At 73.4% G+C, this 25,392-nt stretch carries 22 protein-coding genes; 13 read left to right on the forward strand and 9 right to left on the reverse strand.

Going from position 1 to position 25,392, the window contains the following annotated elements; translation table 11 throughout:
* Positions 1-128: 128 nt before the first annotated feature.
* Positions 129-2,432 carry a transglycosylase domain-containing protein gene (locus ACH4TG_RS06780; protein ID WP_398241064.1) on the reverse strand — a complete coding sequence of 768 codons (2,304 nt, stop codon included), beginning with the start codon at positions 2,430-2,432 and terminating at the stop codon, positions 129-131.
* A gap of 387 nt (positions 2,433-2,819) precedes the next feature.
* Between ACH4TG_RS06780 and ACH4TG_RS06785 the strand changes: the two genes are divergently transcribed.
* Positions 2,820-3,152: a WhiB family transcriptional regulator gene (locus ACH4TG_RS06785; RefSeq protein ID WP_398241065.1), complete on the forward strand. Its 333-nt coding sequence runs from the start codon at positions 2,820-2,822 to the stop codon at positions 3,150-3,152.
* Here the strand turns inward: ACH4TG_RS06785 and ACH4TG_RS06790 are convergent.
* On the reverse strand, positions 3,134-4,483 hold the full coding sequence (locus ACH4TG_RS06790; protein ID WP_398241066.1) for an ArsA family ATPase: 1,350 nt from the start codon (positions 4,481-4,483) through the stop codon (positions 3,134-3,136). The genes ACH4TG_RS06785 and ACH4TG_RS06790 overlap by 19 nt on opposite strands.
* A 3-nt stretch (positions 4,484-4,486) precedes the next feature.
* Positions 4,487-5,611, reverse strand: a complete 1,125-nt coding sequence (locus ACH4TG_RS06795; protein ID WP_398241067.1) for an ArsA-related P-loop ATPase — start codon at positions 5,609-5,611, stop codon at positions 4,487-4,489.
* A 112-nt stretch (positions 5,612-5,723) separates the two neighbouring features.
* Between ACH4TG_RS06795 and ACH4TG_RS06800 the strand changes: the two genes are divergently transcribed.
* The 5 genes from ACH4TG_RS06800 (at position 5,724) to ACH4TG_RS06820 (ending at position 9,705) form a co-directional block, all read left to right on the forward strand.
* A complete protein-coding gene (locus ACH4TG_RS06800) occupies positions 5,724-5,888 on the forward strand; it encodes a DUF4177 domain-containing protein (RefSeq protein WP_356387187.1) in 165 nt (54 codons plus the stop codon).
* Positions 5,885-6,352 (forward strand): RidA family protein, encoded by a 468-nt coding sequence (locus ACH4TG_RS06805; RefSeq protein ID WP_398241068.1) that lies wholly within the window; start codon positions 5,885-5,887, stop codon positions 6,350-6,352. The genes ACH4TG_RS06800 and ACH4TG_RS06805 overlap by 4 nt, the downstream gene beginning before the upstream one ends.
* Positions 6,353-6,581: 229 nt before the next feature.
* Positions 6,582-7,532 (forward strand): NUDIX hydrolase, encoded by a 951-nt coding sequence (locus ACH4TG_RS06810; RefSeq protein WP_398241069.1) that lies wholly within the window; start codon positions 6,582-6,584, stop codon positions 7,530-7,532.
* Positions 7,533-7,537: 5 nt separating this feature from the next.
* Positions 7,538-8,425 carry an MBL fold metallo-hydrolase gene (locus ACH4TG_RS06815; RefSeq protein ID WP_398241203.1) on the forward strand — a complete coding sequence of 296 codons (888 nt, stop codon included), beginning with the start codon at positions 7,538-7,540 and terminating at the stop codon, positions 8,423-8,425.
* Positions 8,422-9,705: a cytochrome P450 gene (locus ACH4TG_RS06820; protein ID WP_398241070.1), complete on the forward strand. Its 1,284-nt coding sequence runs from the start codon at positions 8,422-8,424 to the stop codon at positions 9,703-9,705. Before ACH4TG_RS06815 ends, ACH4TG_RS06820 begins: the two co-directional genes overlap by 4 nt.
* A gap of 63 nt (positions 9,706-9,768) precedes the next feature.
* Here ACH4TG_RS06820 and ACH4TG_RS06825 read toward each other — a convergent pair whose 3' ends face one another.
* Positions 9,769-11,403, reverse strand: coding sequence for an ABC transporter permease (locus ACH4TG_RS06825; RefSeq protein WP_398241071.1), 1,635 nt, complete (start codon positions 11,401-11,403; stop codon positions 9,769-9,771).
* Positions 11,400-12,386, reverse strand: coding sequence for an ATP-binding cassette domain-containing protein (locus ACH4TG_RS06830; protein ID WP_398241072.1), 987 nt, complete (start codon positions 12,384-12,386; stop codon positions 11,400-11,402). The genes ACH4TG_RS06825 and ACH4TG_RS06830 overlap by 4 nt, the downstream gene beginning before the upstream one ends.
* A 93-nt stretch (positions 12,387-12,479) precedes the next feature.
* Here ACH4TG_RS06830 and ACH4TG_RS06835 point away from each other — a divergent pair, with 93 nt between their 5' ends.
* Positions 12,480-12,956 carry a GbsR/MarR family transcriptional regulator gene (locus tag ACH4TG_RS06835; protein ID WP_398241073.1) on the forward strand — a complete coding sequence of 159 codons (477 nt, stop codon included), beginning with the start codon at positions 12,480-12,482 and terminating at the stop codon, positions 12,954-12,956.
* A gap of 34 nt (positions 12,957-12,990) precedes the next feature.
* Here ACH4TG_RS06835 and ACH4TG_RS06840 read toward each other — a convergent pair whose 3' ends face one another.
* The gene (locus tag ACH4TG_RS06840; RefSeq protein WP_398241074.1) at positions 12,991-13,818 is read right to left on the reverse strand and encodes a diacylglycerol kinase; all 828 of its coding nucleotides are present in this window, start codon (positions 13,816-13,818) and stop codon (positions 12,991-12,993) included.
* 134 nt (positions 13,819-13,952) lie between these two features.
* On the opposite strand from ACH4TG_RS06840, the gene ACH4TG_RS06845 reads away from it, so the two are divergent.
* A complete protein-coding gene (locus tag ACH4TG_RS06845; protein WP_398241075.1) occupies positions 13,953-15,236 on the forward strand; it encodes an adenylosuccinate synthase in 1,284 nt (427 codons plus the stop codon).
* Positions 15,237-15,321: 85 nt separating this feature from the next.
* On the opposite strand, the gene ACH4TG_RS06850 is transcribed toward ACH4TG_RS06845, so the two are convergent.
* The gene (locus ACH4TG_RS06850; protein WP_398241076.1) at positions 15,322-17,022 is read right to left on the reverse strand and encodes a serine/threonine-protein kinase; all 1,701 of its coding nucleotides are present in this window, start codon (positions 17,020-17,022) and stop codon (positions 15,322-15,324) included.
* Positions 17,023-17,299: 277 nt separating this feature from the next.
* Between ACH4TG_RS06850 and ACH4TG_RS06855 the strand changes: the two genes are divergently transcribed.
* The 3 genes from ACH4TG_RS06855 (at position 17,300) to ACH4TG_RS06865 (ending at position 20,346) form a co-directional block, all read left to right on the forward strand.
* On the forward strand, positions 17,300-18,706 hold the full coding sequence (locus ACH4TG_RS06855; protein WP_398241077.1) for an aspartate aminotransferase family protein: 1,407 nt from the start codon (positions 17,300-17,302) through the stop codon (positions 18,704-18,706).
* Positions 18,707-18,933: 227 nt separating this feature from the next.
* Positions 18,934-19,620, forward strand: coding sequence for a GntR family transcriptional regulator (locus tag ACH4TG_RS06860; protein ID WP_398241078.1), 687 nt, complete (start codon positions 18,934-18,936; stop codon positions 19,618-19,620).
* Between the two features lie 72 nt (positions 19,621-19,692).
* Positions 19,693-20,346 (forward strand): hypothetical protein, encoded by a 654-nt coding sequence (locus tag ACH4TG_RS06865; protein ID WP_398241079.1) that lies wholly within the window; start codon positions 19,693-19,695, stop codon positions 20,344-20,346.
* 87 nt (positions 20,347-20,433) lie between these two features.
* Here the strand turns inward: ACH4TG_RS06865 and ACH4TG_RS06870 are convergent, their stop codons facing one another.
* Complete coding sequence (locus tag ACH4TG_RS06870; protein WP_398241080.1) at positions 20,434-21,102, reverse strand: DUF4097 family beta strand repeat-containing protein; 669 nt, start codon at positions 21,100-21,102, stop codon at positions 20,434-20,436.
* A 223-nt stretch (positions 21,103-21,325) separates the two neighbouring features.
* Between ACH4TG_RS06870 and ACH4TG_RS06875 the strand changes: the two genes are divergently transcribed.
* The gene (locus tag ACH4TG_RS06875; RefSeq protein WP_398241081.1) at positions 21,326-22,102 is read left to right on the forward strand and encodes a helix-turn-helix domain-containing protein; all 777 of its coding nucleotides are present in this window, start codon (positions 21,326-21,328) and stop codon (positions 22,100-22,102) included.
* 52 nt (positions 22,103-22,154) lie between these two features.
* Here the strand turns inward: ACH4TG_RS06875 and ACH4TG_RS06880 are convergent, their stop codons facing one another.
* Positions 22,155-22,898 carry an SLATT domain-containing protein gene (locus ACH4TG_RS06880; protein ID WP_398241082.1) on the reverse strand — a complete coding sequence of 248 codons (744 nt, stop codon included), beginning with the start codon at positions 22,896-22,898 and terminating at the stop codon, positions 22,155-22,157.
* 213 nt (positions 22,899-23,111) lie between these two features.
* Between ACH4TG_RS06880 and purD the strand changes: the two genes are divergently transcribed.
* A complete protein-coding gene (gene purD, locus ACH4TG_RS06885) occupies positions 23,112-24,395 on the forward strand; it encodes a phosphoribosylamine--glycine ligase (RefSeq protein WP_398241083.1) in 1,284 nt (427 codons plus the stop codon).
* Positions 24,396-25,392 lie beyond the last annotated feature (997 nt).

A 25,392-nucleotide genomic window follows, 5' to 3' on the forward strand; every position in this document is an offset into this window, starting at 1 on the left:
CAAGCAGCACCCTGCCGAACGAAGCAGCACCGCACCAAGCAGCACTAAGCCGCACCAAGACGTAAGGGGTGCCCCACCAGGTGGGGCACCCCTTACTCGTGTCCGGTCACCGGCGCCGGTCCGCCCGGCTACGGCGTCGCCGGCCCCCCGCCGCCCGAGGGCAGCAGCGTCGGGAACGGGTTCGGCACCCCCGAGGTACCGCCGGATGTCCCGGTGGTCCCCCCGGTCGTCCCGCCGCCGGTGCCGCCCGTGGTGCTGCCGGCGATCAGCCCGCCGGTGGCGCCCATCACCGTGACGCCGCCGGGGCCGCCGCCGTGCTTGCCGCGGTGCTTGCCGTCGGTCGGGTTGTTCGGGTTGTTCGGGTCCTGCGGCTGGTTGGTCGCGGGCAGGTTCAGCGGCACGGTGACGAAGGTCATCACCGGCTTGTTCTGCAGCGACGCGGCGACCGCGTCCTTCCAGATCGGCGCGGGACCGTCGGCGCCGTACACCTTGTCGTAGTACTTGCCGCCGATGGTGACCTGCTTCATCTGCTGCACGTGGCGCGGGTCGCCCATCCACACCGCGGCGGCCATGTTCGGGGTGTAGCCGGCGAACCAGGCGGCCCAGCGGTCGTCGGTGGTACCGGTCTTACCGGCGGTGTCACGGCCGTCGTCCAGGTTGGCCGCGGCGCCCGTACCGTCGTCGACGACGCCCTTGAGCATGGTGTTGATGGTGTCGGCGGTGGTCTGCGACATCGCCTGCGAGCAGATCGACTTGGGCACCGACAGGCTCTTGCCGGTGTTGGTGGTGACCGACTGGACGGCGACCGGGGTGCAGTAGGTGCCGCGGTTGGCGAAGGCCGCGTACGCGGCGGCCACGTTCAGCGGCGAGACCTCGTTGGTGCCCAGCGTCAGGGACTGGATCTGGTTCATCGGCTTGCCGTCGGCGCGGACCAGGCCGAGCTTGGACGCCATGTTCACGATCGGGCAGAGGCCGACCTGGCTCTCCAGCTGGAGGAAGTAGGTGTTGATCGACTTCTTCAGCGCCTCGGGCATCATGTACGGGCCCTTCTCGGAAGGGTCCTCGTTCCCGGTCTCGACCGTGCTGTGCAGGGTGGCGCCGCTGCAGGTGGTGACGTCCGGGTAGACCATCTTGTTCGGCGACGCCTCGGACTGGGCCGGCTTGTAGCCCGCCTCCAGCGCGGCCGCCGCGGTGATCGGCTTGAACGTCGAACCGTTCTGGAAGCCCTGGCCGCCGCCCATGTTGGCGTTGACCGAGTAGTTGATCTGCGTCTCGTCCTTGCCGAAGCCGTACGGCCGGCTCTGGCCCATCGCGACGATCTTGCCGGTGCCCGGTTCCACCAGGGCGACCGCGGCGGCGACCTTGTCACTCTTGTTGACGTGCTTGCTGATGCCCTGCAGCACGCCGGCCTGCGCGTTCGGGTCCAGGGTGGTCTTGATCGTCAGACCGCCGGTGTTCCAGAGCTTGGCGCGGTCCTCCTTCGTCTTGCCGAAGGCGGCGTTCTGCAGGAACGTCTCGCGCACGTAGTCGCAGAAGAAGCCGGAGCCGTTGACGGCGGTGATGCAGCCGTTCTTCGGCGAGCTGATCTTCAGGCCCAGCGGCTTCTTCTCTTCGGCGGCGGCCTGCGCCTCGGTGATGTCCTTGAGCTGCGCCATGCGCGCGAGCACGGTGTTGCGGCGCTTGAGCGCCTCCTGCTCGTCGTTGACCGGGTCGTAGCGGCTCGGCGACTGCACCATGCCGGCCAGCAGCGCGGCCTCGGTCAGCGACAGGTCCTTGGCGTGCTTGCTGAAGTAGCGCTGGGAGGCGGCCTCGATGCCGTACGCCTGCTCGCCGAAGAAGGTGATGTTGAGGTAGTTCTCCAGGATCTTCTGCTTGCCGAGCTCCTTCTCGACCTGGATCGCGTACTTCATCTCCTTGATCTTGCGGCCCACGGTCTGCTGGGTGGCCTGGGCGACCTTCGTCGGGTCGTCGCCGGCCTCCTCCACGAACACGTTCTTCACGTACTGCTGGGTGAGCGTGGAGGCGCCCTGGGTGCTGCCGCCGGAGCCGTTGTGGCTCAGGGCGCGCAGGATGCCCTTCAGGTCGAGGGCGCCGTGCTGGTAGTAGCGCGAGTCCTCGATGGCCACGATGGCGTTGAGGATGTTCGGGCTCATCTGGGTGATCGGCACCACCGTGCGGTCACGGGAGTAGACGGTGGCGATCAGCCCGCCGTTGGCGTCCAGGATCTTCGACGCCTGGCTCAGCGGCGGGGCCTTCAGCTCACCCGGCAGATCGGCGAAACCCGAGGCCGTGCCCTTCGCGGACAGGCCGAGTGCGCCGGCGGCGGGCAGGGCGATTCCTGCGAGCACGACACCGGCCAGCACGCTGACACCGAGGAACTTGGCGACCTGCTGGGCCGTTGACAGCCCCCCGCCGACACGCTTGTGAGCCATGCAGAGCAGCCTACGTTGCGAATCCGCGGACGTGCGCCCATCTGTTCGCCTACTCTGTAACAGACAGGGCGCGATCGTCGTGCGTGCACCTGTCTCACGTCGTCACTCTTGTGAGTGATGAGAACTGCCCGAATTTCGGCATATGACTGGGGTCTTGGGCCCCTGGCGGATGCTGCTTCAGCGCTTCGCCCCGATATGACCGGTTTCGCCGGCGCTCACTCCGGTGGGTGATCTCCCGGGCACGCATAGTCCATTCGGGCCATGCAAGATTGGGCCTGAAAGGGCTGTTGCGCCGCGCCTACCTTCCGTAACGTCCTCAACTGGCAACGGTGAATATGCCGCTTGCCGCCGTGGGGGAGCCTCGATTCGGGAGAGGACGGCGCCAGCATGAGCAGCTGGGTAACCGACTGGAGCACGCAGGCTGCGTGCAGGACGACTGATCCGGACGAGCTGTTCGTCCAGGGCGCGGCCCAGAACCGGGCCAAGGCGGTGTGCACCGGATGCCCGGTGCGGACCGAGTGCCTGGCGGACGCGCTCGACAACCGGGTCGAGTTCGGTGTGTGGGGAGGTATGACCGAACGGGAGCGCCGCGCGCTGCTGCGCCGCCGCCCCACCGTCACCTCATGGCGCAGGCTGCTGGAGACCGCTCGTACCGAGTACGAGCGCAGCACCGGCCTGCTGCCGCTCGATGACGAGGCGGACTACGCGGCTGCGGGCTGACCCCCGGACAGTCGCAGGCCGATCGCCCGCAAGCCCTCCAGGTCGTGCACGTCGCCCGGCAGGGCGGTCACGTCCACCATCGCCACTTCGGGGTGCACTGACACGAAGCGGTCGCGCGTGCGTCGTTCACGCGCGACCACCTGCATGCGTTCGGCGTGCAGGCGCAGAAGTCCGGCGGTGAGGCGTTCCGTACGGTCGGGGGCGCCTTCCGCGGCACCTGAATCAGCCTTCCCCGCCGCGTGCCCCCCCATGCCACCCGGCGCAAGATTTTCTGGCGCGGCGTCATCACGAGCCCCTGCTGCGCCTTCTGCGCCCTCCGAGCCTCCTGCGCTCCCCGGGTCCTCTGCGCTCCCTGTGCCGTCTGTGAACTCGGCGCCCTCGGCGTTCTCCGCGTTCTCTTCCAGTGCCTCCGCCGCGGCCAGCGCCCGCTCGGCCGTGAGCCGGTCCGCGCCGCTGCCGTGCACCCGGTTGAGCACCAGCCCGGCCAGCGGCATGTCCTCCTCGGCGAGCCGCTCCACGAAGTACGCCGCCTCGCGCAGCGCGTCCCGCTCCGGCGCCGCGACCACCAGGAACGCGGTCCCCGGCGCCTGCAGCAGCCGGTACGTGGCGTCCGCCCTGGTGCGGAAGCCGCCGAACATCGTGTCCATGGCGGCGACGAAGGTCTGCACGTCCCGCAGCAGCCCCGCACCCATCACCTTGCTCAGGGTGCCGGTCATCATCGACATCCCGATGTTGAGGAACTTCACACCCGCCCGGCCGCCGACCTTCGCCGGCGCCATCAGCAGCTTGATGAACTTGCCGTCCAGGAACGACCCGAGGCGCTTGGGCGCGTCCAGGAAGTCCAGCGCGCTGCGGCTCGGCGGGGTGTCCACGATGATCAGGTCCCAGGCGTCCTGGGCGCGCAGCTGGCCCAGCTTCTCCATCGCCATGTACTCCTGCGTGCCCGCGAATCCGGCCGACAGCGACTGGTAGAAGGGGTTCTCCAGGATCGCCCTGGCCCGCTCGGGATCCGAGTGCTGGACGACGACCTCGTCGAACGTCCGTTTCATGTCGAGCATCATCGCGTGCAGCGAGCCGCCGGCCGACCGATCAATTCCGGCCACCTCACGCGGGGTGTTGTCGAGTTCGGTCAGGCCCATCGACTGCGCCAGCCGCCGGGCCGGGTCGATGGTGAGGACCACGGCGGTGCGGCCGCGCTCGGCGGCGCGCACGCCCAGGGCCGCGGCGGTGGTGGTCTTGCCCACACCGCCGGAACCGCAGCACACGATGATCCGGGTCTTGGGGTCGTCCAGCAGCGGATCGATGTCCAGCACCGGGCTCTCCAGGCTCATCCGTCAGACCTCGCCGTCCGTGTCGTCATCCGCCGCACCGTCCGCACCGTCCTGGGCGCGGTCCGAGCCGTCCGCGCTGTCCCTCCCGTTGCCGCCCGCCGCGGCCCGGCCGTGGCTGCCGGCCGGCGGCGCGACCGCCTGCTTGCGCAGGCTCTCCGCCAGCCGGTACAGGCCGCCGAGGTCGACGCCGTCCGGCAATAGCTCCAACTCCCGTACGGGCAGGCCGAGGCCGTTGATCTCCGCGCGTTGCTCGCGTTCCAGGACCACCCGTTCGGCGTGCTCCTGCGCCTGGGCCAGCAGCGGGTCGACCAGGCGCTCGGCCAGGCCGCCGCGCCGGGCGCCGCCCAGGCCCGCCTGGGACAGGGCCTTGGCGACCGCGGTGCGCCGCGGGCCGTCCGCCACGTGGGTCAGCTCGGCGTCGGAGAGCAGCACCGGGCGGACCATGTTGACGATGACCGCGCCTACCGGCAGGCCCGCGGCGCGCAGTTCCGCCACGCCGTCCACCGTCTCCTGGACCGGCATCTCCTCCAGCAGCGTCACCAGGTGGATGGCGGTCTGCGAGGACTTCAGCACGGCCATCACGGACTGCGCCTGGTTGTATATCGGGCCGACCCTGGCCAGTCCGGCGACCTCGTCGTTGACGTTGAGGAAGCGGGTGATGCGGCCGGTCGGCGGCGCGTCGAGCACCACCGCGTCGTACACCGGCCAGCCGGCCTGGTCCTTGCGGCGCACCGCCTCGCGGATCTTGCCGGTGAGCAGCACGTCCCGGATGCCCGGTGCCACGGTGGTCGCGAAGTCGATCGCGCCGAGCTTCTTCAGCGCCCGGCCGGCCCGGCCGAGCTTGTAGAAGATGTCGAGGTAGTCGAGCATCGCCAGCTCGGCGTCGATGGCCAGCGCGTGCACCTCGCCGCCGCCGGGCGCGGACGCGATCTTCCGCTCCTCGTACGGCAGCGCCTCGGTCTCGAAGAGCTGGGCGATGCCCTGCCGCTCCTCGACCTCGGCCAGCAGCACGCGGCGGCCCTCGGCGGCGAGGGCGAGCGCCAGGGAGGCGGCGACCGTGGTCTTCCCCGTGCCGCCCTTGCCGGTCACGATGTGCAGCCTGGCCGCGGATGACTGTTGAGGGCTCACCTTGCGAGCCTAACCATTCGACGGGCCCGCCACTCGAGCGGTCGGCGCTCGGCGCGGGTGGCGCGGGGCAGGGCGGCCCGGGAGCAGGCGGTGCAGGCACTAGAGTCGCCGTATGGCGAAGAAGTGGGAATACGCGACCGTGCCGCTGCTCGTGCACGCGACGAAGCAGATCCTCGACACCTGGGGCGAGGACGGCTGGGAGCTGGTGCAGGTCGTGCCGGGCCCGAACAACCCGGAGCAGCTGGTGGCGTACCTCAAGCGGGAGAAGGAAGCGTGAGCGGCACCGTCGCCGCCAAGCTCGCCGAGCTGGGCCTGACGCTGCCGGACGTGGTCCCGCCGCTGGCGGCCTACCAGCCCGCCGTGCGCTCGGGTGCCTACGTCTTCACCGCCGGGCAGCTGCCCCTGGTGGACGGCAAGCTGCCGGCCACCGGGAAGGTCGGCGCCGAGGTCACCGCCGAGCAGGCGTACGACCTGGCGCGGGTGTGCGCGCTCAACGCGCTGGCGGCAGTCCGCTCGGTCACCGGCGACCTCGACCGCATCGCGCGGGTCGTCAAGGTCGTCGGCTTCGTCGCCTCGGCGCCGGACTTCACCGGCCAGCCGGCGGTGGTCAACGGCGCGAGCGAGCTGCTCGGCGAGGTGCTGGGCGACAAGGGCGTGCACGCGCGCAGCGCGGTCGGCGTCGCGGTGCTGCCGCTGGACGCGCCGGTCGAGGTCGAGATCCAGGTCGAGCTGGAGCCGTAGGCCGCGGCGTCCCGCGGGGCGCGCCCGCCGCTCGGCTGGCGGTCGCGCGGGAGGGACCCGCTGCGGGATCCCCGCGGCCGGCGCATCTGCGGGCCGACCTGGCGTGATGTCAGGTGTCCGCCCCGGCGGGCCCGCCCGGGAGGTACGGCGTTCCGCCCTGCCGGAAAGCCCGATATACGGGGATTTGCGGGGCGGACTCGCCGTGAGGCGAGCCGGTAGCCTTCGGGGCATGACCTCGATGGACGGCTCCGCGTTCCCCGCGGCCTGGCCCGAGCGGATCCGGGCGCTGGCCCGCGGCGAGCTGGACGTGGTGACGCCCCGGGCGGCGGCGACCGTGCTGCTGCTGCGCGACGGCCAGGACGGCGAGCCGCTGGTGCACATGCTGCGCCGCCGCACCTCGATGGCCTTCGCGGGCGGCGCCTACGCCTACCCCGGTGGCGGCGTCGACCCGCGCGACGAGCGCGAGGTCCGCTGGGCCGGGCCCGGACCCGCCCACTGGGCATCGGTGCTCGGCGTGCCCGAGGCGCGGGCGCAGGCCGTGGTGTGCGCGGCGGTCCGCGAGACGTTCGAGGAGTCGGGCGTGCTGCTCGCCGGACCGCAGGACGGCACGGTGGTGGCCGACACCACCGGCGAGGACTGGGAGCGGGACCGGCAGGCGCTGGTCGTCCGCGAGCTGGGCTTCGCCGACTTCCTCGCGGGCCGCGGGCTCGCGCTGCGCTCCGACCTGCTGGCCCCCTGGGCCCGGTGGATCACCCCGGAGTTCGAGGAGCGCCGCTACGACACCTGGTTCTTCCTGGCCCGCCTTCCCGAGGGCCAGCGCACCCGCGACGTGTCGGGCGAGGCCGACCGCACCGTGTGGCTCCCGCCCAGCCAGGGCGTCGAGGGCTACGGCACCGGCGAGATGGTGATGCTGCCGCCGACCATCACGATGCTGCGCGACCTGCTGCCGTACGCCACCGCCGACGCGGCGCTGGCCGCGGCCCCCGGCCGCGACCTGGCTCCGGTGCTCGCGCGGGCGGAGCTCGACGAGGCGGGCGACGTGCTGCTCACCTGGCCGGGCCACGACGAGTTCACCAAGGTCGTGAAGGCGGGGACGCCCGGCAGGGCGGCCGAGCCGGCGCGCGCCGGCAAGCCGGTGGACGCGCCCGAGGCGCCGGACGCGGCGGGTGAGGGCCGGTGACCGCGGTGACGCCGCCGGGCGGGCCGGGACGGCCGGGGCGGGGAGGGCGGCCCGCGCAGGCGGCACCGTCCGCGCAGCCCGGCCGCCCGCAGGCGGCCGTCGGCGGATGGGCGACCACCCGCGCGCTGTGCGTGCTGGCCCCCAACCCGTCGCCGATGACGCTCGACGGCACCAACACCTGGATCGTCTCCGAGCCCGGCTCGGACCTGGCCGTCGTCGTCGACCCGGGCCCGCTGGACGAGGCGCACCTGGTGAACGTGGTCGCCACCGCCGAGGGGTTCGGCAAGCGGATCGCGCTGACCCTGCTCACCCACGGCCACCCCGACCACGCGGAGGGCGCCGCCCGGTTCGCCGAACTGACCCGCACCTCGGTACGTGCCCTGGACCCGGCGCTGCGGCTCGGCGACGAGGGGCTGACCGCGGGCGACACGGTGACCACCGGCGGCCTGGAGCTGCGGGTGCTGCCGACACCCGGGCACACCGCGGACTCGCTGTCGTTCCACCTGCCCGCCGACGGCGCCGTGCTGACCGGCGACACGGTCCTCGGCCGGGGCACCACCGTCGTCGCCCACCCCGACGGCCGGCTCGGCGACTACCTGGACTCGCTGCGCCGGCTGCAGGCGCTGACCGTGGACGGAGGCGTGGACACCGTGCTGCCCGGCCACGGTCCGGTGCTCGATGACGCGCGCGGCGCCGTCGAGTTCTACCTCGCGCACCGCGCCCACCGACTGGCGCAGGTCGAGACCGCCGTGGAGGCGGGCCTGCGCTCCGCCGCCGACGTGGTGGCGCACGTGTACGCCGACGTCGACCGCTCGCTGTGGCCCGCCGCCGAGCTGTCGGTCCGCGCACAGATGGACTACCTGCGGGAACACGGACTGATCGAGCTGCCATGACCACGCACCACACCCCCGGCTCCACCGGCACCCCCGGCTCCACCGGCACGCCCGCCGCGGCCGGCGCGCCCACCGACCTGTTCCGGCCCTGGGACGGCGCCTTCGTCACCGACCCGTACCCCGCGTACGCGGCGCTGCGGGAGGCCGGCCGGGCGCACTACTTCGCGCCCACCGACCAGTGGCTGATCCCGCACCACGACGACGTCAGCGCGCTGCTGCGCGACCGCCGGCTCGGGCGCACCTATCTGCACCGCTTCACCCACGAGGAGTTCGGCCGCCAGGCGCCGCCGCCCGAGCACGAGCCGTTCACCAGGCTCAACGGCGAGGGGATGCTCGACCTGGAGGAGCCCGCGCACGCCCGGATCCGGCGGCTGGTCTCCAAGGCGTTCACGCCGCGGATGGTGGAGGACCTCGCGCCGACCGTGCAGCGGCTGGCCGGCGAGCTGATCGAGTCGCTGTACGCGGACGGCGGCGGCGACCTGCTGGCGCGGGTCGCCGAGCCGCTGCCGGTCGCGGTGATCGCCGAGATGCTCGGCGTCCCGCCGGCCGACCGCGCCCTGCTGCGGCCCTGGTCGGCGGCGATCACCGGCATGTTCGAGCTGAATCCGGGCGAGGAGACCGCGCGGGCCGCGGTGCGCGCGAGCGAGGAGTTCTCCGCCTACCTGCGCGAGCTGATCACCGTCCGGCGCCGCGAGCCCGGCACCGACCTGATCAGCGCGCTGATCGCCGCGCACGACGGCGGGGACGTGCTCAGCGAACAGGAGATGATCTCCACCTGCGTGCTGCTGCTCAACGCCGGGCACGAGGCCACCGTCAACACCACGGTCCTGGGCTGGCTGGACCTCTTCCACCACCCCGACCAGCTGCGGCTGCTGCTGGACGCGCCGGAGCGGCTGCGGGACGCCATCGAGGAGATGCTCCGCCACGACACCCCGCTGCAGATGTTCGAGCGGTGGGTGCTGGACGACATCGAGATCGACGGCACGGTCATCCCGCGCGGCTCCGAGGTGGCGCTGCTGTTCGGCTCGGCCAACCGCGACCCGGCCCGCTTCACCGACCCCGACCGGTTCGACGTGACGCGCCCGGCCGCGGACAACAAGCACCTGTCCTTCGGTGCCGGCATCCACTACTGCCTGGGCGCGCCGCTGGCCCGCCTCGAACTCGCCGCGTCCTTCGGGACGTTGCTGCGCGAGGCGCCCGGCATGCGGCTGGTCGAGGAGCCGCTCTGGCGGCCCGGGTACGTCATCCGCGGGCCCGAGGAGCTGCTCGTCTCCTGGTGACGCCGCCGCACCACCGTCCGGCCGCGGGCCCCGGCACCCCAGCGGTGCCGGGGCCCGCGCGCGTCAGGCGCCGGCCGCCAGGTCGCGGCGGCGCAGCCCGGCCAGGCCCACCGCGAAGGCCGCGGCCGCCACCAGCAGCAGCCAGAGGTACGGCGTCGCCGACAGCGGCAGGACGCGGTCCGAGTGGCCGCCGGGCAGCCCCGGCAGGTGCGTGAACGGCGACAGGTCCATCACCGCCTGCGGCACCCGCAGCACCGGGCCGAGCTGGCCCAGCGCGAGGAACAGGGCGAGCAGCCCCCAGGTGCCGGGGGCCGCCCGCGGCAGCAGCCCGAACAGCAGGGTGCCGAGCCCGGCCAGCACCCACACGCCCGGCGCCTGCGCCACCGCCGCGAAGGCCAGCCGCGGGACCTGCCCGCCGATGTCGCTGACGGCGGTGCCGTAGATCAGGCCCATCACCGCACCGGCCACCGCCAGCAGCACCGCGGGACCCAGCACGGCGAGCGCCAGGTGGCTCGCCGCCCAGCGCAGCCTGCCCACCGGGTGGGCCAGGACCGCCTCGGCGCCCAGGCCGTTCTCCTCGCCGCGCAGCCGCAGCACGCTCTGCACCGCGTAGACGCCGGTCGTGGTGCCGAGCAGGCCCATCGACATGGCCAGGAACGAGTCGGTCAGGCCCTGGTGGCCGCCCATCCGCTCGATGAGGTCGTTCACCTGCGCGTTGTCGCCGATCAGATCGCCGACCGAGCGGGTGACCGAGCCGTAGACCGCACCCGCGACGGCCAGGCCCGCGGCCCAGCCGTAGACCGCGCCCCGCTGCAGCCGCCAGGCCAGCGCGAACGGCCCGTTCAGCCGGCGCGCGCCGGCCGCGGGACCGGGGCGCGACGGCAGCAGGCCCGCGCCGCAGTCGCGGCGCGCGGCCAGCGTGTACGCGGCGGCGACGGCCGCGGCGGTCAGCGCGGCGGTGGGCAGCAGCACCCACCAGGACTCCCCGCCGGTGTCGTACGGCCGCAGGTGCTCCAGCCAGCCCAGCGGGGACGCCCACACCGCGGCGGAGCCGGAGTCGACGGACGCGGCGTCCCCGGCGCCGCGCAGCAGGAACGCCGCGCCGAGCACCGCGCCGGCCAGCCCCCTGGCGAGCCGGGCGCTCTCGGTGACCTGCGCGGTGACGGCCGCGATCGCGCCGAACATCAGCCCGCCGCCGGCGATCTGCAGGCCGAGGGCCACCGAGCCGGCCGGCGGCTGGCCGAGCACCGCCATGCCGGCGGCGATCACCGCGAAGATCGCGGCGTTGGCGGTCGCGGCGGCGGACAGGGCCGCGGTCAGCGGAGCCCGCCGGTCGATCGCGGTCGCGCCGAGCATCTCCTGGCGGCCGCTCTCCTCCTCGTCGCGGGTGTGCCGGACGACCAGCAGGATGCTCATCAGGCCGGCCAGCGCCGCGCCGAGCACGCCCATCCGCCAGGCGGTGAGGGCGCCGATGCCGTTCCAGTCGTAGACCGGGCCGTAGAGCGCCCGCAGCGGTCCGGTGGCGTTCATGCTGCGGGCCAGGTCGGCGCGCTGCGCCTGCTCGCCGTAGAGCGAGCGGAAGCTGGCGGCGCTGCCGACGACCGAGGCGGCCAGGGCGTAGAGCCAGCCCGGGATCATCAGGCGGTCGCGGCGCAGCGCGAGCTTGGTGAGGGTGCCGGTGCCGGCGACGGCGCTCATCGCGCTGCCTTCGGGGGGAGGCCGGCCGGCGCGGTGCCGTCCTGCGGCCGCTCACGCTGTGCCGGTTGGTCCTGGGCCGGTGCGTCCGGCGCGGCGCCGTCCTCGGACTCGTAGTGCCGCAGGAACAGCTCCTCCAGCGTCGGCGGGCGGCTGGTGAGGGAGCGGACGCCCGCGCCGGCCAGGGCGTGCAGCAGGGCGTCGAGTGTGTCGTTGTCGGCCTGGAGGCCGATGCGGTCGCCGTCGACCACCAGGTCGTGGACGCCCGGCAGCGCCTCCAGGCCATCGGGGACCCGGGTGACCTCCGCGGTGACCGCGGTGCGGGTCAGATGGCGCAGGTCGCTCAGCGCGCCGGACTCGACGGTGCGGCCGCGGCGCACGATGCTCACCCGGTCGCACAGCGCCTCCACCTCGCTGAGGATGTGGCTGGAGAGCAGCACCGTCGCGCCGCGGTCCCGGGCCTCGCGCACACAGCCGCGGAACACCTCCTCCATCAGCGGGTCGAGCCCGGACGTCGGCTCGTCCAGGATCAGCAGTTCCGCGTCCGAGGCGAAGGCCGCGACGAGCGCCACCTTCTGGCGGTTGCCCTTGGAGTAGGCGCCGCCCTTCTTCGTCGGGTCGAGCGCGAAGCGTTCCAGCAGGTCGCGCTTGCGGCCGTCGTCGGGGCGGCCGCGCAGCCGGGCGAAGAGGTCGATGATCTCGCCGCCGCTGAGGTTGCGCCACAGCGTCACGTCGCCCGGGACGTACGCGAGGCGGCGGTGCAGCGGCACCGCGTCCCGCCAGGGGTCGCCGCCGAGGAGCGTAGCGCTGCCGCCGTCCGCGCGGATCAGCCCGAGCAGGACCCGGATCGTGGTGGACTTGCCCGCGCCGTTGGGCCCGAGGAAGCCGTGCACCTCGCCGGTGCCGACGGACAGGTCGAGCCCGTCCAGTGCCTGAGTACGGCCGAAGCGCTTGCGCAGCCCGGCCACGGTGATTGCCCCGTCCATGGCTGCGAACGTACGCTGGTTTCACAAATTTGTGAAGTCTGCGAATCAAGTGATCCGCTTTACACTGCGGTGGACACGACGGGGAGGCCGCGCATGATCGAACAGCCCCCGCGCCAGCAGGAGGTCATGGCCTTCGTCGAGCGCTTCGCCGCGGAGATGGTCGAGGCCGGCATGCCGCGCATGCCCGCCCGGGTGTTCTCCGCGCTGCTCGCCTCCGAGGACGGCGCGCTGACCTCGGCGGAACTCGGTGAGCGGCTGCAGATCAGCCCGGCCGCGGTGTCCGGCGCGGTGCGCTACCTCGCCCAGGTCGGCCTGCTCGCCCGCGAGCGCGACCCCGGCTCCCGCCGCGAGCGCTACCGGCTGCACGAGGACCAGTGGTTCGAGACGTTCACCCGCCGCGACGCGGTGCTGGTGCGCTGGGAGAACGCCCTGAACAGCGGCATCGCGGCGATCGGCGCGGACACCGCGGCCGGCCGCCGGCTGGCCCAGAGCGCGGAGTTCTTCGCGTTCCTGCAGAAGGAGCTGCACAGCATGATGGAGCGCTGGCAGGAGCACAAAGCGGCCCGCTGAACCGGGCGCCCACCCGTGCGGCGCGGGCAGCCGCCTACTTCGGCACCGTCAACCGCCACGCCGACGGCTCCACCGTCCAGGTGCGCGAGCGCACCGGGCCGGTGATCGCGGAGTCCGCCCGGTAGCGGAAGTCGCGGCCGGAGACGGTGACGCTGCGGGCCCTTGCCCGTACGTGGGCGGCGCCCTGGCTGTGGCGCACCGAGATCTCGGCGAGGCCCGCCGGGGCGGTGCGCACCGACACCTCGTGCACCGGCCGGTCCAGGTCCGCCAGCACCACCCCGTCCGCCTCCACCCGCAGCCGCTGCTGGCGCGGCGCCGGCTGGCCGTTGACCGGGATCGGCGAGGTCAGGGTGCGCACCAGGGAGCGGGCGGTCTTCTCCACCGGCGTCCACCAGTGCGCGGCGGTGTGCGCGACCGGCGTGCCGCAGGGGATGCTCAGCGTGCCGAGGACGATGCCGCCGCTGTCGTCGACCAGCAGGTCCAGCTCCCGCTCCTGGCCGTCGAGGACCGCGCGGGCCGCCGCGGGCACCTGGTCGGGCACGCCCAGCGCGTGGACCAGCGTGGAGCGCGGGCCGATCGGCACCACCGAGACCGGCGCCTCGCGCAGCGCCCGGTCGCGGTACAGCACCCGCACCGTGCGCAGCAGCGCCGCGTCGTCGCCGAGCACCACCGGATGCCGCCGTCCGCGGTGCACCAGCGCGTGCTCCGCCTCCGCCGCGGATTCCGGCAGAACGATCTTCAGCGAGGCCGCCCCCGCACACAGCACGTCCCTGGCGATCCGCACGGACTCGCCGTCGACAGCGCGAGCCGCGGGGTCGACGACGACGAGCAGGGAATGTCCGGCCGGAACGTGAGCCGACACCTTGGTCCTTCCTCAGGTAAAATCTCGGTGCAAGAGCCCCTTGCGCCGTTGCGTCAGGGGCTTCGTCTATTCCGGGGCAGGTTCGACGGCTCTCTGCACGTTGGACATGCCCCGCCCGGAAGGGGTGTACGCCTGTGCCCGCACTTGTGCTGCTCGGTGCTCAGTGGGGTGACGAGGGCAAGGGGAAGGCCACCGACCTGCTCGGTGGCTCAGTGGACTACGTGGTGCGTTACCAGGGCGGCAACAACGCCGGCCACACGGTCGTCGTGGGCGACCAGAAGTACGCACTGCATCTCCTCCCCTCCGGAATCCTGTCACCGGGGTGTGTTCCGGTGATCGGCAATGGTGTCGTCGTCGACCCCGCGGTCCTGCTCTCCGAGCTGAGCGGTCTCAACGAGCGCGGCGTCGACACCTCCAAGCTGCTGATCAGCGGTAACGCCCATCTGATCACGCCGTATCACCAGACCATCGACAAGGTGACGGAGCGCTTCCTCGGAAAGCGCAAGATCGGCACCACCGGCCGCGGCATCGGTCCCGCCTACGCCGACAAGATCAACCGCGTCGGCATCCGGGTCCAGGACCTGTTCGACGAATCGATCCTCCGGCAGAAGGTCGACGCGGCCCTGCAGGACAAGAACCAGATCCTGGTGAAGATCTTCAACCGGCGGGCGATCAGCACCGACCAGGTCGTCGAGGAGTACCTCGGCTACGCCGAGCAGATCAGGGGCTTCGTCGCCGACACCACGCTGGTGCTGAACAACGCCCTGGAAGAGGGCAAGGTCGTGCTCATGGAGGGCGGGCAGGGCACGCTCCTCGACGTCGACCACGGCACCTATCCCTTCGTCACGTCGTCCAACCCGACCTCCGGCGGCGCCTGCACCGGAACCGGCGTCGGCCCCACCAAGATCACCCGGGTGATCGGCATCCTCAAGGCGTACACAACGCGTGTGGGCTCCGGACCGTTCCCGACCGAACTCCTCGACGAGGACGGCGAGAAGCTCCGCACCATCGGCGGCGAGTTCGGTGTCACCACCGGCCGCAACCGGCGCTGCGGCTGGTTCGACGCGGTCATCGCACGGTACGCCACCCGGGTGAACGGCCTGACCGACTTCTTCCTCACCAAGCTGGACGTCCTCACCGGCTGGGAGCAGATCCCGGTCTGCGTCGCCTACGAGATCGACGGCCGGCGCGTGGAGGAACTCCCGTACAACCAGAGCGACTTCCACCACGCCAAGCCGGTGTACGAGTACCTGCCCGGCTGGTCGGACGACATCAGCAAGGCCAAGACCGTCGCCGACCTGCCGAAGAACGCGCAGGCGTACGTCAAGGCCCTCGAGGAGATGTCGGGCGCGCCCATCTCGGCGATCGGCGTCGGCCCCGGCCGCACCGAGACGATCGAGGTCAACTCGTTCCTCTAGGCCGTCGCCACGGCCCGGCCACGGCCGGCTCACCAGCCTGCCCGGCGCGTCCGACGCGCCGGGCAGGTCCGCGTTCGGGCGGTCGTCAGCCGACCTTCTCGTAGGTCAGCGGCGTCTTGCCCGAGTCCACGTTGTCGCGGCGCAGGTGTGTGGGGTCGAGCAGGGTGAGCGAGGTCTGCTCGCCCGGCAGGCACGCGCCCGCGGGCTCGCCGCGGGTGACCTGCGACGGGCTCAGCGCGGTGGGCGGCCCGGCGGACGTGACGTGCATCGACCAGGCGCAGTCGTAGGAGGCGCCGTCCCCGGTCAGCTCCACCGAGCCGTCCGGGTGGATGGTCAGCGTGCGGTTGTCCTCGCCGCCCTGCCCGCTGCTGAAGGCGGCGTGCCAGGTGCCGACGAGGTCGGCGGGGACGGTCCCGTCGCCGCCGGCGGCGCCCGAGGTCACCGAGGTGGACGGGGTGGGCGCCTGGCCGGTCGGTGTGGCCGCCGAAGGGTGGGTCCCGCCCCCCTTGCTCGCGCTGCCGTGGTCGCCGGACCGCAGCGCCACCAGGGCCGTCGTGCCGCCCGCGATCACCGCGAGCAGGGCCACGACGGCGACGAGCGTGCCGCGCCGCTTGCGCCGGACCGGCTCGGGGCGCGCCGCCGCGGGCACGACGGGCGGCCCGGGCGGCGGCATTTGCAGGGGCGCGGGCGGCGTCGCGGCGCCGGGCTGCACGGACGTCCGCGCGGCCCCGACGACGGTCGGCGAGTACGTGGTGCCCGCACCGGACGGCTGCACGGTGTCCTGGACGCGGGTCGCGGCCTCCGCCGCCGCCATGGTGACCACGGGCAGCGACCCCGTCTCCGCGGCCTCCAGTTCCAGCAGCCGCACCGCCTGCCGTCCCAGCTGCGCGACGATCCCGCCCGGCAGCCACGGCTCACCGGACGTACCAAGTGCCCCGGAGCCGTCGCCGGTGCCGCCGGCGGCGAGGCGCTGCTGGACCTCGTCCAGCGACGGCCGCTCCAGCGGATCCTTGGCCAGGCACGCGGCGACCAGGTCGCGCAGGCCCTCCGGCACCGCGTCCAGGTCGGGCGGCTCCTGCACGATGCGGAACATCTGGGCGTGCACCCCGCTGGAGGCCGCGCCGAACGGCTGCAGTCCGGTGGCCGCGTAGGCCAGCACCGAGCCGAGGCAGAAGATGTCGCACGCCGGCGTGACGCGGTCGCCCCGCACCTGCTCGGGCGACATGAACGCGGGCGAGCCGACCATCGCCCCGGTGTAGGTGAGGGTGCCGTCGCCGCCGGCACCGTCCGCGACGGTCTCCAGGGCGCGGGCGATGCCGAAGTCGATCACCCGGGGCCCGTCGATGGTGATCATCACGTTGGACGGCTTGAGGTCGCGGTGGACCAGGCCGGCCGCGTGGATGTCGGCGAGCGCGTGGGCGAGACCGGAGGCCAGCACGCGTACCGAGGACTCCGGCAGCGGGCCGTGGTCCTTGGCGACGACCTGCTGGAGCGAGGGGCCCGCGACGTACCCGGTGGCCACCCACGGCACGTCCGCCTCGGTGTCGGCGTCGAGCACCGGCGCGGTCCAGCGGCCGCCGACCCGGCGGGCGGCGTGCACCTCGCGGCGGAACCGGCTGCGGAACTCCTCCTGCTCGGCCAGTTCGGCGCGGACCAGCTTCACCGCGACCGTGCGGCCGCGCTCGGAGCGTGCGAGGAAGACCCGGCCCATGCCGCCGGTGCCGAGCCGGCCCAGCAGCCGGTACGAGCCGATCCACCGCGGGTCGTCAGCCCGAAGCTCGTCCATCGATGGCCCCCGTCTCTGCCGGCGCGGGCGTCCGTCCCCACACTCGTACGGCCGAAGAATAAGCGTACGAACGCCGGTTGACGCGCCCCGGTGCCGGAGCGCCGCGTCGCACCGGCCGTGTCACGCGGGGTGCGGCACGTACCGGTCCACCGCCATGCCGAGGATCAGGGGCGCCCGCGGGGCGGCTCCCGCGTCCTTGACAGCGTGTCGCCGCGGCGGGCCCGCGCCATACAGGCTGCCGCGTGCCGTTCCGCGCGGCCCTCCCTAGCCTGGATCCATGACCCCTCCGCCTGCTCAGCCCGCCGTGACCGTCCCCGGTGCGCCCGTCGCCGACCCCGAGACCGGGGCCGCGGTCAAGGCGGCCGACCGCGCCCACGTCTTCCACTCCTGGTCGGCACAGGAGGTCATCGACCCGCTGGCCGTGGCCGGAGCCGAGGGCTCGTACTTCTGGGACTACGACGGAAACCGCTACCTGGACTTCTCCTCCCAGCTGGTGAACACCAACATCGGTCACCAGCACCCGCGGGTGGTCGAGGCGATCCAGCGGCAGGCAGCGCGGCTCGCCACGTTCGCGCCGGCGTTCGCCATCGACGTCAGGTCGGAGGCGGCGCGGCTGATCGCCGAGCTGACCCCCGGCGACCTCGACAAGATCTTCTTCACCAACGGCGGCGCCGAGGCGGTGGAGAACGCGGTGCGGATGGCCCGGCTGCACACCGGCCGCCCCAAGGTGCTCAGCGCCTACCGCTCCTACCACGGCGCGACCTCCGCGGCGATCAACCTCACGGGTGACCCGCGCCGCTGGGCCTCGGACACCGCCTCCGCCGGGGTCGTGCACTTCTGGGGCCCGTACCTCTACCGCTCGCAGTTCCACTCCGCCGACGAGGCCCAGGAGTGCCAGCGCGCGCTGGAGCACCTGGAGCAGCTGATCGCCTTCGAGGGCCCGCAGTCCATCGCCGCGATCATCCTGGAGACCGTCGTCGGCACCGCGGGCGTGCTGATCCCGCCGGACGGCTACCTGGCCGGGGTGCGCGAGCTGTGCGACCGGTACGGGATCGTCTTCATCCTCGACGAGGTGATGGCCGGGTTCGGCCGCACCGGCCGCTGGTTCGCCGCCGACCACTGGGACGCCGTGCCCGACCTGATGACCTTCGCCAAGGGCGTGAACTCGGGCTACGTGCCGCTCGGCGGCGTCGCGATCTCCGAGCGGATCGCGGCGACCTTCGCCACCCGCCCCTACCCCGGCGGCCTGACGTACTCCGGGCACCCGCTGGCCTGCGCGTCCGCCGTCGCCACCATCCACGCGATGCGCGACGAGAAGATCGTGGAGAACGCCGCGCACATCGGCGAGACCGTGCTCGGCCCCGGCCTGCGGGACCTCGCCGAGCGCCACCCCTCGGTCGGCGAGGTGCGCGGCCTCGGCGTCTTCTGGGCCCTCGACCTGGTCAGGGACAAGATCACCCGCGAGCCGCTGGTGCCGTACAACGCGGCGGGCGCGGACAACGCGCCGATGGCGGAGTTCGCCGCCGCGTGCAAGCGGTCGGGGCTGTGGCCGTTCGTGAACATGAACCGGACGCACGTCGTCCCGCCGTGCACGATCTCCGTGGCCGAGGCGAAGGAGGGCCTGGCCCTGCTCGACGAGGCGCTGAGCGTCGCGGACCGCCACACCGCGGCCGCGATGAGCTGACCGGCGCGGGCGGTGCGGCGCGGACGGGTACGCCGCCAGTACCTCGGCCGGGGCGGTGCGGACGGGTGCGCCGGCGGGCGAGCACGCCCCCCGGCCTGCGGATCGGCGGAGCGTTGGGCTGAGCTTCGCACATCCGCGGGCGGCCCTCGCCTATGGTGTGCGGGGTCATCCCCGGCGTGGTCGGACGGTCACGGGGCGGGGGAGCGGACGCGCGAGAGGACGAGTGCATGCCGGACGGCGGCGGATCGCCGGTACGGCGCAGCAGCCTGCGCCAGCAGATCGCCGACGCCCTGCGCGACGAGGTGCTCACCGGGCGGCTGGAGGCCGGCCGGCACTTCACGGTCAAGGAGATCGCCGAGACCTACGGGGTCTCGGCGACCCCGGTCCGCGAGGCGCTGGTGGACCTGGCGGCCCAGGGCCTGCTGGAGGTCGAGCAGCACCGCGGCTTCCGGGTCCGGCTGATCACCGCGGACGACTTCCGCTCGCTCAGCGAGGCGCGGGCGTTCGTGGTCGAGGCCGCGTTCCGGTTCATGGCCGAGCACGGCATGGGCGAGGTCCCGGCCGACGCCCTCGCGTCGGTGCGGCGCCGTGCCGAGGAGGCGGCCCGCGCCGCCCGGACCGGCGTCCTGGACATCCTGATCGGCTGCGACCTGCGCTTCTGGCGGGAGCTCGCGGCGATCAGCGGCAACCCGCACATCTGCGAGTTCCTCGACCGGCTGCGGGTGCAGACCTGGATCTACGCCGTGCCGCACCTGCGGGCCGTGCCCGACCTCGCCGGGGTCTGCTGGGCCGACCACGTGGCGCTGGTCGACGCGGTGGCCGCCCGCGACACCGCCACCGCCCGCCGCCTCACCCTCGACTACCACGCCCACACCCGCGCACTCGTCGAGAAAGTCGCCCCCGTGCACCCCTGACCGCCCGTGGCGGCGCTGACGTGAGCCGTCCGCGCGAACTACGCTGTACGCCCCCGACCGGATGGAGTGTTCGTGGCCTGCGACCTGTGGCTGGTGCCGCTCGTGGACGTGCTCTGCCACAGTCCGGAAAACCCCTTCTCCGAGGAACTGGCCCGGTACGACAAGGCGTTGAGCGACGCCGGGCAGCCGCCGATCCCGGTCTACAGCTACATGCCGGGCCTGTCAGGCGACGTCGCGCCGGTGGCCTGCTTCGACTACGACGCGCTGCACTTCCTGCGCCGCGCCTACCTGCTGAGCCTGCAGGGCCTGGAGGTCACCCCGGTCGACGCGCTCGGCGGCGACTACGAGCAGCTGCTGGAGATGTTCGAGGGCGCGGCCCAGCGCTCCCACCTGGTGTGGCACTACGACCACGCGGGCGCGTACGTCCCGCTGGACTTCCCGCACCCCGTCGTCAACGACGAACTCCTTGAGGGCGGCGGGCCGTTGGGCTCCAGTCATGGGCTGCTGCGGGAGCTGGAGTTCGTGGCGCCGGCCATCGGCATCGACCCGGCCAACCCGCCGGCCGCGCCCGCGCCGCCGGACCGCCACACCACCCTCGAAGAGCCCGCGCTCTCCCCGCCGCTGCCCGCGGACGGCCCGTTCTCCCGCGAGCACCACGTCTGGCTCGGCCTGCACGCCGCCGCGACCCGCAGCCTGGGCCAGGGCTCGATGATCGTCTTCAGCTGAGCCCGAGGGCCACCGCGGCGAGGCACATGCGCTGTGCCGTCGCCGCGGTGACCGAACCGGCCGTCACCGTGCAGGCCGTCGACCGGATCACAGGCTGCGTGCGGTGATGTCGCCGTAGCCGGTGGTCGCCCGGATGGCCAGGCCGGCGGCGCCGTCGGCGTTCCCCAGGGCGTTGTCGATCCGGCCGTAGCCGGTCCCGGCGTCGAGCGACGCGGAGACCCCGCGGGCGGCACCGACCTCGATGGCGCCGTACTCGGTTCGCAGGACGACCGCACCGGACACCGCCTCGGTGACGCGGATGTCGCCCTTCATGGTGCTGATCTCCGCCGGGCCGCCCAGCCGCCCGACGGTGACGTCGCCGGCCTGGACGCTCAACCGGGCGCCCGCGGTCTCGTCGAGCTTGATGACGCCCTGGTGCCCCTGGACCTCCACGTCGCCGAGCCGTCCCACGCCCCGAACCTCGGCGCTGGCGGCCTTCACCTCGACCCGCGAGCCGGCCGGCAGCTGGACGGTGACCTCGATGGACCCGCTCGGGCCCAGGATCCGGTTCTTCGCCGGCGGCACCTCGACCCGCAGCACGCCCTCGGCGAAGACCACCGCGGTGTCCGCGGCCGCCTGCACGTCGCGGCTCTTGGCCGGGTCCGCCGGCAGGACCTCCACCGCGGTGTCGGCCCGGTCGGCGGCGATGAGCCGGATGCGTCCCGCGGGCACGTCGAGGACGGCGGCGACGGGGGCGGGGGTGTCGAACTTCTGCATCGTGCACTCCTTGGATCCGTTGTTTCCGATGAGGGAAACGCTACGTTGCGTTCAAGGATCTGGCAACGGATGCGTTGCGTGAAACTGGCATCGGTGCAGGTAGATCGAGCGAAAGTGTTGCAATGGTGCTGACCAGAACGCAATGGTGGGGGAGTTGCTCGTTGCAATGAATTGAGCGTGAACGCTACCCTGCACGCACCAGGGAACGACGGAGGAGGATGCGATGCCGGGAGGCAGGCTCACCCAGCAGGAACGCCGGCAGATCGGGCTGGGGCTGGCCGACGGCCTCGCCTACGCGGAGATCGCCCGCCGGCTCGACCGCCCGACCTCGACCGTGACCCGCGAGGTCATGCGCAACGGCGGCCCCACCGCCTACCGCGCCGACCTCGCCCACCGCGCCACCGAACGCCGCTCCCACCGCAACCGGCAGGCCGCGCCCCGCGACCCCGGGACGCAACCGCAGCCCCACGGGCGGGACGCCGACGCGGTGCACGCGTACGAGGAGGCGTTCAGCGACGTCCTCATGCAGACGGGCCTGTCGAACAAGATGATGTGCCGGGTGCTGACCAGCCTCTACACCACCGACGAGGGCAGCCTCACCGCGTCCGAACTCGTCCGGCGCCTCCAGGTCAGCCCGGCGTCCGTCTCCAAGGCGGTCACCTTCCTGGAGAGCCAGGGCCTGGTCCGCCGGGAACGCGACGAAGGGCGCCGCGAGCGCTACATCGTCGACGACGACGTCTGGTACCAGTCGATGATGGCCAGCGCCCGGTCCACCGACCTGCTCGTCGCGACCGCGCGGGAGGGCGTGGGCGTCCTCGGCCCCGGCACCCCGGCCGCCGTCCGGCTGGAGAACATCGCCCGCTTCCTCGACTTCATCTCCGAGAGCATCACCCGCGCCGCGGAGCAGGCCCGCGACGTCCTCTACGCGAAGGCCGAGCCGGACGCCCCGGCCCCGGCCGGTGGCGCCGAGCAGCACGCGGACGGTGGACGGGAGGAGTGACGGCGGCCGGCGCCCGGCAGATGGTGCTCCCGGGCCGCCGGTGCGGCACGCGTCAGCGGGGGGTCTCCGGGGGGCGCTGGCGCGGCATGGTGGGGCGGGTGCTGGGGTGGGCCAGGCGGGGGGCGGGGGAGTCCTGGCGCGACGGCCACCACGCGGCGGACTGGGTGCGCAGCGGCGCGGCCGCGCTCCGGGCGCCGAAGTCCAGCATCCAGTCCGCGGTCTCCAGGCGGACCAGGTCCGCGATGTCCTCGCAGAAGCGGCGCAGGATCGCCAGGCAGCGCTCGGCGGCCTCCGCCGCCGTCCCCTCGGTCGGGCCCAGCACCTCCCGGACGCTCTCCGACGCCCAGTCGAACCGCAGGACCTCCAGGCGCCGGTGCACCGCCTGGGCCGTGGCCACGTCCCGCATCCAGCCCGAGGACAGGCCGAGCAGCTTGTCGAACGCCACGCAGACCGCGGCCAGCAGCAGCGCCAGGTAGCCCCAGGCCGCGGCGGTGTCCGGGCCGTCCGCCAGCTCCACCAGCGGCAGCACCGCACCCGCGGTGACCAGGCAGGCGGCCGCGATCCGCAGCGTCCTGGCCGCGCGGCGCTTGCCGAGGCGGTCCTGCAGGTACCAGTCGGCGGTGCGCAGCGCGCCCTCCTCCGACCAGCGGTACAGCTCCTCCAGGCGCTCGGCCGGCTCGCCCCAGTCACCCAGCGGGAACGGCAGCGCCCGCAGGTCCTCGTGCTGGTGGTGCAGTGCCTGCCGCGGAGGCTCCTCACGAGGTGCCTCATCGGGGAACTTGTCCGGCTGGCTCACTGCGTACTCCCTGGGACGACACACGACCTTGCGGCGGCTCTGCCCGCCGGCCCGGTGCGAAGTTCCCTTCTTACCGCCGAACGGCTGAGCGCGGGGATCGGATCGGGGGAAGTCCGCCCGTACGGGCTGCGTGATCAGGTATAGGCCGCTTTCCGCGGTCACTCGAAAGAGTGACGGCGGCCGCCGCGCACACCGCCCACTACCCTGGTGCGCGTGAACGTCCTTGTCATCGGCGGCGGTGCCCGCGAACACGCCCTGTGCCGCTCCTTTTCCCTCGACCCCGACGTGACGTCGCTGCACTGCGCGCCCGGCAACGCCGGAATCGCCGAGGTCGCTGAACTGCACCCCGTCGACATCATGGACGGTGCCGCCGTCGCCGACCTCGCGGTCGCGCTCGGCGCGGACCTCGTGGTCGTCGGGCCCGAGGCGCCGCTGGTCGCCGGCGTCGCCGACGCGGTGCGCGAGCGCGGCATCGACTGCTTCGGGCCGTCGCGGGAGGCCGCGGCCCTGGAGGGCTCGAAGGCGTTCGCCAAGGACGTGATGGCCGGCGCGGGCGTGCCGACCGCGCGCAGCTACGTCTGCACCACGCCCGAGGAGATCGACGCGGCGCTGGACGCCTTCGGTGCGCCGTACGTCGTCAAGGACGACGGACTGGCCGCAGGCAAGGGCGTGGTCGTCACCTCCGACGAGGCGGCGGCGCGGGCGCACGCGCTGGCGTGCGTGGGGGCGGGCGCCGGGGACGGCGAGCCCACCGGACGGGTGGTGATCGAGGAGTTCCTCGACGGCCCCGAGGTGTCGCTGTTCGCGGTGACCGACGGCCGGACCGTCGTACCGCTGCAGCCCGCACAGGACTTCAAGCGCGCCCTCGACGGCGACGAGGGTCCCAACACCGGTGGCATGGGCGCCTATTCGCCGCTGCCGTGGGCCGACGCCGGGCTGGTCGCCGAGGTCGAGCGGAGCGTGCTGCAGCCGACGGTCGACGAGATGCGGCGGCGCGGCACGCCGTTCGCCGGCCTGCTCTACGCCGGGCTGGCGATCACCTCGCGCGGCGTGCGGGTGATCGAGTTCAACGCGCGCTTCGGCGATCCCGAGACGCAGGTCGTGCTGGCGCGGCTGCGCACCCCGCTGGCGGCGCTGCTGCGGGCCGCGGCGACCGGGCAGCTCGCGGCGTTCCCCGAGCTGCGGTGGAGCGAGGGCGCGGCGGTGACGGTGGTCGTCGCCTCGCACAACTACCCGGACACGCCGCGGACCGGGGACGTGATCACGGGTCTCGACGAGGTCGCGGAGAAGGACGAGCACGCGTACGTGCTGCATGCGGGGACGCGGCGGGAGGACGACGGGCGGGTCGTGTCGGCGGGCGGGCGGGTGCTTTCCGTGACGGCGACGGGGGCTGAGCTCGGGGCTGCTCGGGAGCGGGCGTACCGTGCGGTCGATCGGCTCGGGCTCGAGGGTAGCCACCACCGTCGTGACATCGCGGCCGAGGCCGCGGGCCTCTGATCTTTGTGCTCCCCCTGAGGCCTTCCACCTCCACCTCCTGGTAGTCCGGCGCCCCGGCCCCCGGGCTGCCTCCCGGCCTGGCCGGCCGTCTGCTGGTCTCGTCTGGGCTTGTCGCGCAGTTCCCCGCGCCCCTTGCGGCTTCCGGGGTGCCCCCGCGGGTGCTTTGCCGTGCGCGGGTCTCGTCCCGCCTGGTCGCGCAGTTCCCCGCGCCCCTTTCGGTGCACCTTCGGTGGGTGGGGTCGGGGCCGCCACGGGAGTGTCTCCTCGGAACTGTGCGTGCACCTTTTCCATAGGGTTGCCCGGGCGTATGCACAGTTCCTGCGGGGACACTCCCGCACCGTCCCCTCCCAGGCCGGCCCCCGTCTGCGGGAGGTAGTCGGGGGGCGCGGGGAACTGCGCGACCAGCCACAACCGGTCCGCACCCGGCAACGGCGGCCCGGGGGCACCCCGGATGCCCGCCCCGGAGGGGCGATGCCCAGGAGCGCGGGGAACTCCGCGCCCAGGCCGAGCGGACCGTTCGACGGCAAACCACCCCCGCAGGCACCCCGGATGCCGTAGGGGCGCGGGGAACTGCGCGACCAGCCACAACGGCGCGGCACCCGGCAGCGGCGGCCCGGGGGCACCCCGGATGCCCGCCCCGGAGGGGCGATGCTCCAGGAGCGCGGGGAACTGCGCGACCAGCCCGAGCGGACCGCTCGACGGCAAACCACCCCCGCGGGCACCCCGGATGCCGTAGGGGCGCGGGGAACTGCGCGACCAGCGACGACGGCGCCGCACTCGGCGATGTAGCCCACGGGGGCACCCGGGTTGCCGTCAGGGGCGCGGGAGGTGGGGGAGTGTGCGGGCAGGGGCCCGAGAAGGCATGGGGTGCCCGGGGGGAGGGGGTGGGGAAAGCCACTCCAAGGAGTGATGGCTCGGCCATAAGGCTGACCTACTCCCGGGTGCCAACTATGGTGCCCGGGAAGCGCACCGCAGGGACATTGCGGCAATCAGCCGT

Origin of the sequence: Streptomyces sp. NPDC020917, from assembly GCF_044333795.1 — a bacterium.
In the GTDB taxonomy this organism is placed as follows: domain Bacteria; phylum Actinomycetota; class Actinomycetes; order Streptomycetales; family Streptomycetaceae; genus Actinacidiphila.

What these genes read in the sequence shown, in the direction of transcription:
- ACH4TG_RS06835 (WP_398241073.1), top strand. Translation starts at nt 12,480, where the DNA reads ATGATCGAACAGCCCCCGCGCCAGCAGGAGGTCATGGCCTTCGTCGAG.
- ACH4TG_RS06870 (WP_398241080.1), bottom strand. Translation starts at nt 21,102, where the DNA reads ATGCAGAAGTTCGACACCCCCGCCCCCGTCGCCGCCGTCCTCGACGTG.
- ACH4TG_RS06810 (WP_398241069.1), top strand. Translation starts at nt 6,582, where the DNA reads ATGACCTCGATGGACGGCTCCGCGTTCCCCGCGGCCTGGCCCGAGCGG.
- ACH4TG_RS06800 (WP_356387187.1), top strand. Translation starts at nt 5,724, where the DNA reads ATGGCGAAGAAGTGGGAATACGCGACCGTGCCGCTGCTCGTGCACGCG.
- ACH4TG_RS06860 (WP_398241078.1), top strand. Translation starts at nt 18,934, where the DNA reads ATGCCGGACGGCGGCGGATCGCCGGTACGGCGCAGCAGCCTGCGCCAG.
- ACH4TG_RS06785 (WP_398241065.1), top strand. Translation starts at nt 2,820, where the DNA reads ATGAGCAGCTGGGTAACCGACTGGAGCACGCAGGCTGCGTGCAGGACG.
- ACH4TG_RS06825 (WP_398241071.1), bottom strand. Translation starts at nt 11,403, where the DNA reads ATGAGCGCCGTCGCCGGCACCGGCACCCTCACCAAGCTCGCGCTGCGC.
- ACH4TG_RS06850 (WP_398241076.1), bottom strand. Translation starts at nt 17,022, where the DNA reads ATGGACGAGCTTCGGGCTGACGACCCGCGGTGGATCGGCTCGTACCGG.
- ACH4TG_RS06875 (WP_398241081.1), top strand. Translation starts at nt 21,326, where the DNA reads ATGCCGGGAGGCAGGCTCACCCAGCAGGAACGCCGGCAGATCGGGCTG.
- ACH4TG_RS06790 (WP_398241066.1), bottom strand. Translation starts at nt 4,483, where the DNA reads ATGAGCCTGGAGAGCCCGGTGCTGGACATCGATCCGCTGCTGGACGAC.
- ACH4TG_RS06855 (WP_398241077.1), top strand. Translation starts at nt 17,300, where the DNA reads ATGACCCCTCCGCCTGCTCAGCCCGCCGTGACCGTCCCCGGTGCGCCC.
- ACH4TG_RS06780 (WP_398241064.1), bottom strand. Translation starts at nt 2,432, where the DNA reads ATGGCTCACAAGCGTGTCGGCGGGGGGCTGTCAACGGCCCAGCAGGTC.
- ACH4TG_RS06830 (WP_398241072.1), bottom strand. Translation starts at nt 12,386, where the DNA reads ATGGACGGGGCAATCACCGTGGCCGGGCTGCGCAAGCGCTTCGGCCGT.
- ACH4TG_RS06820 (WP_398241070.1), top strand. Translation starts at nt 8,422, where the DNA reads ATGACCACGCACCACACCCCCGGCTCCACCGGCACCCCCGGCTCCACC.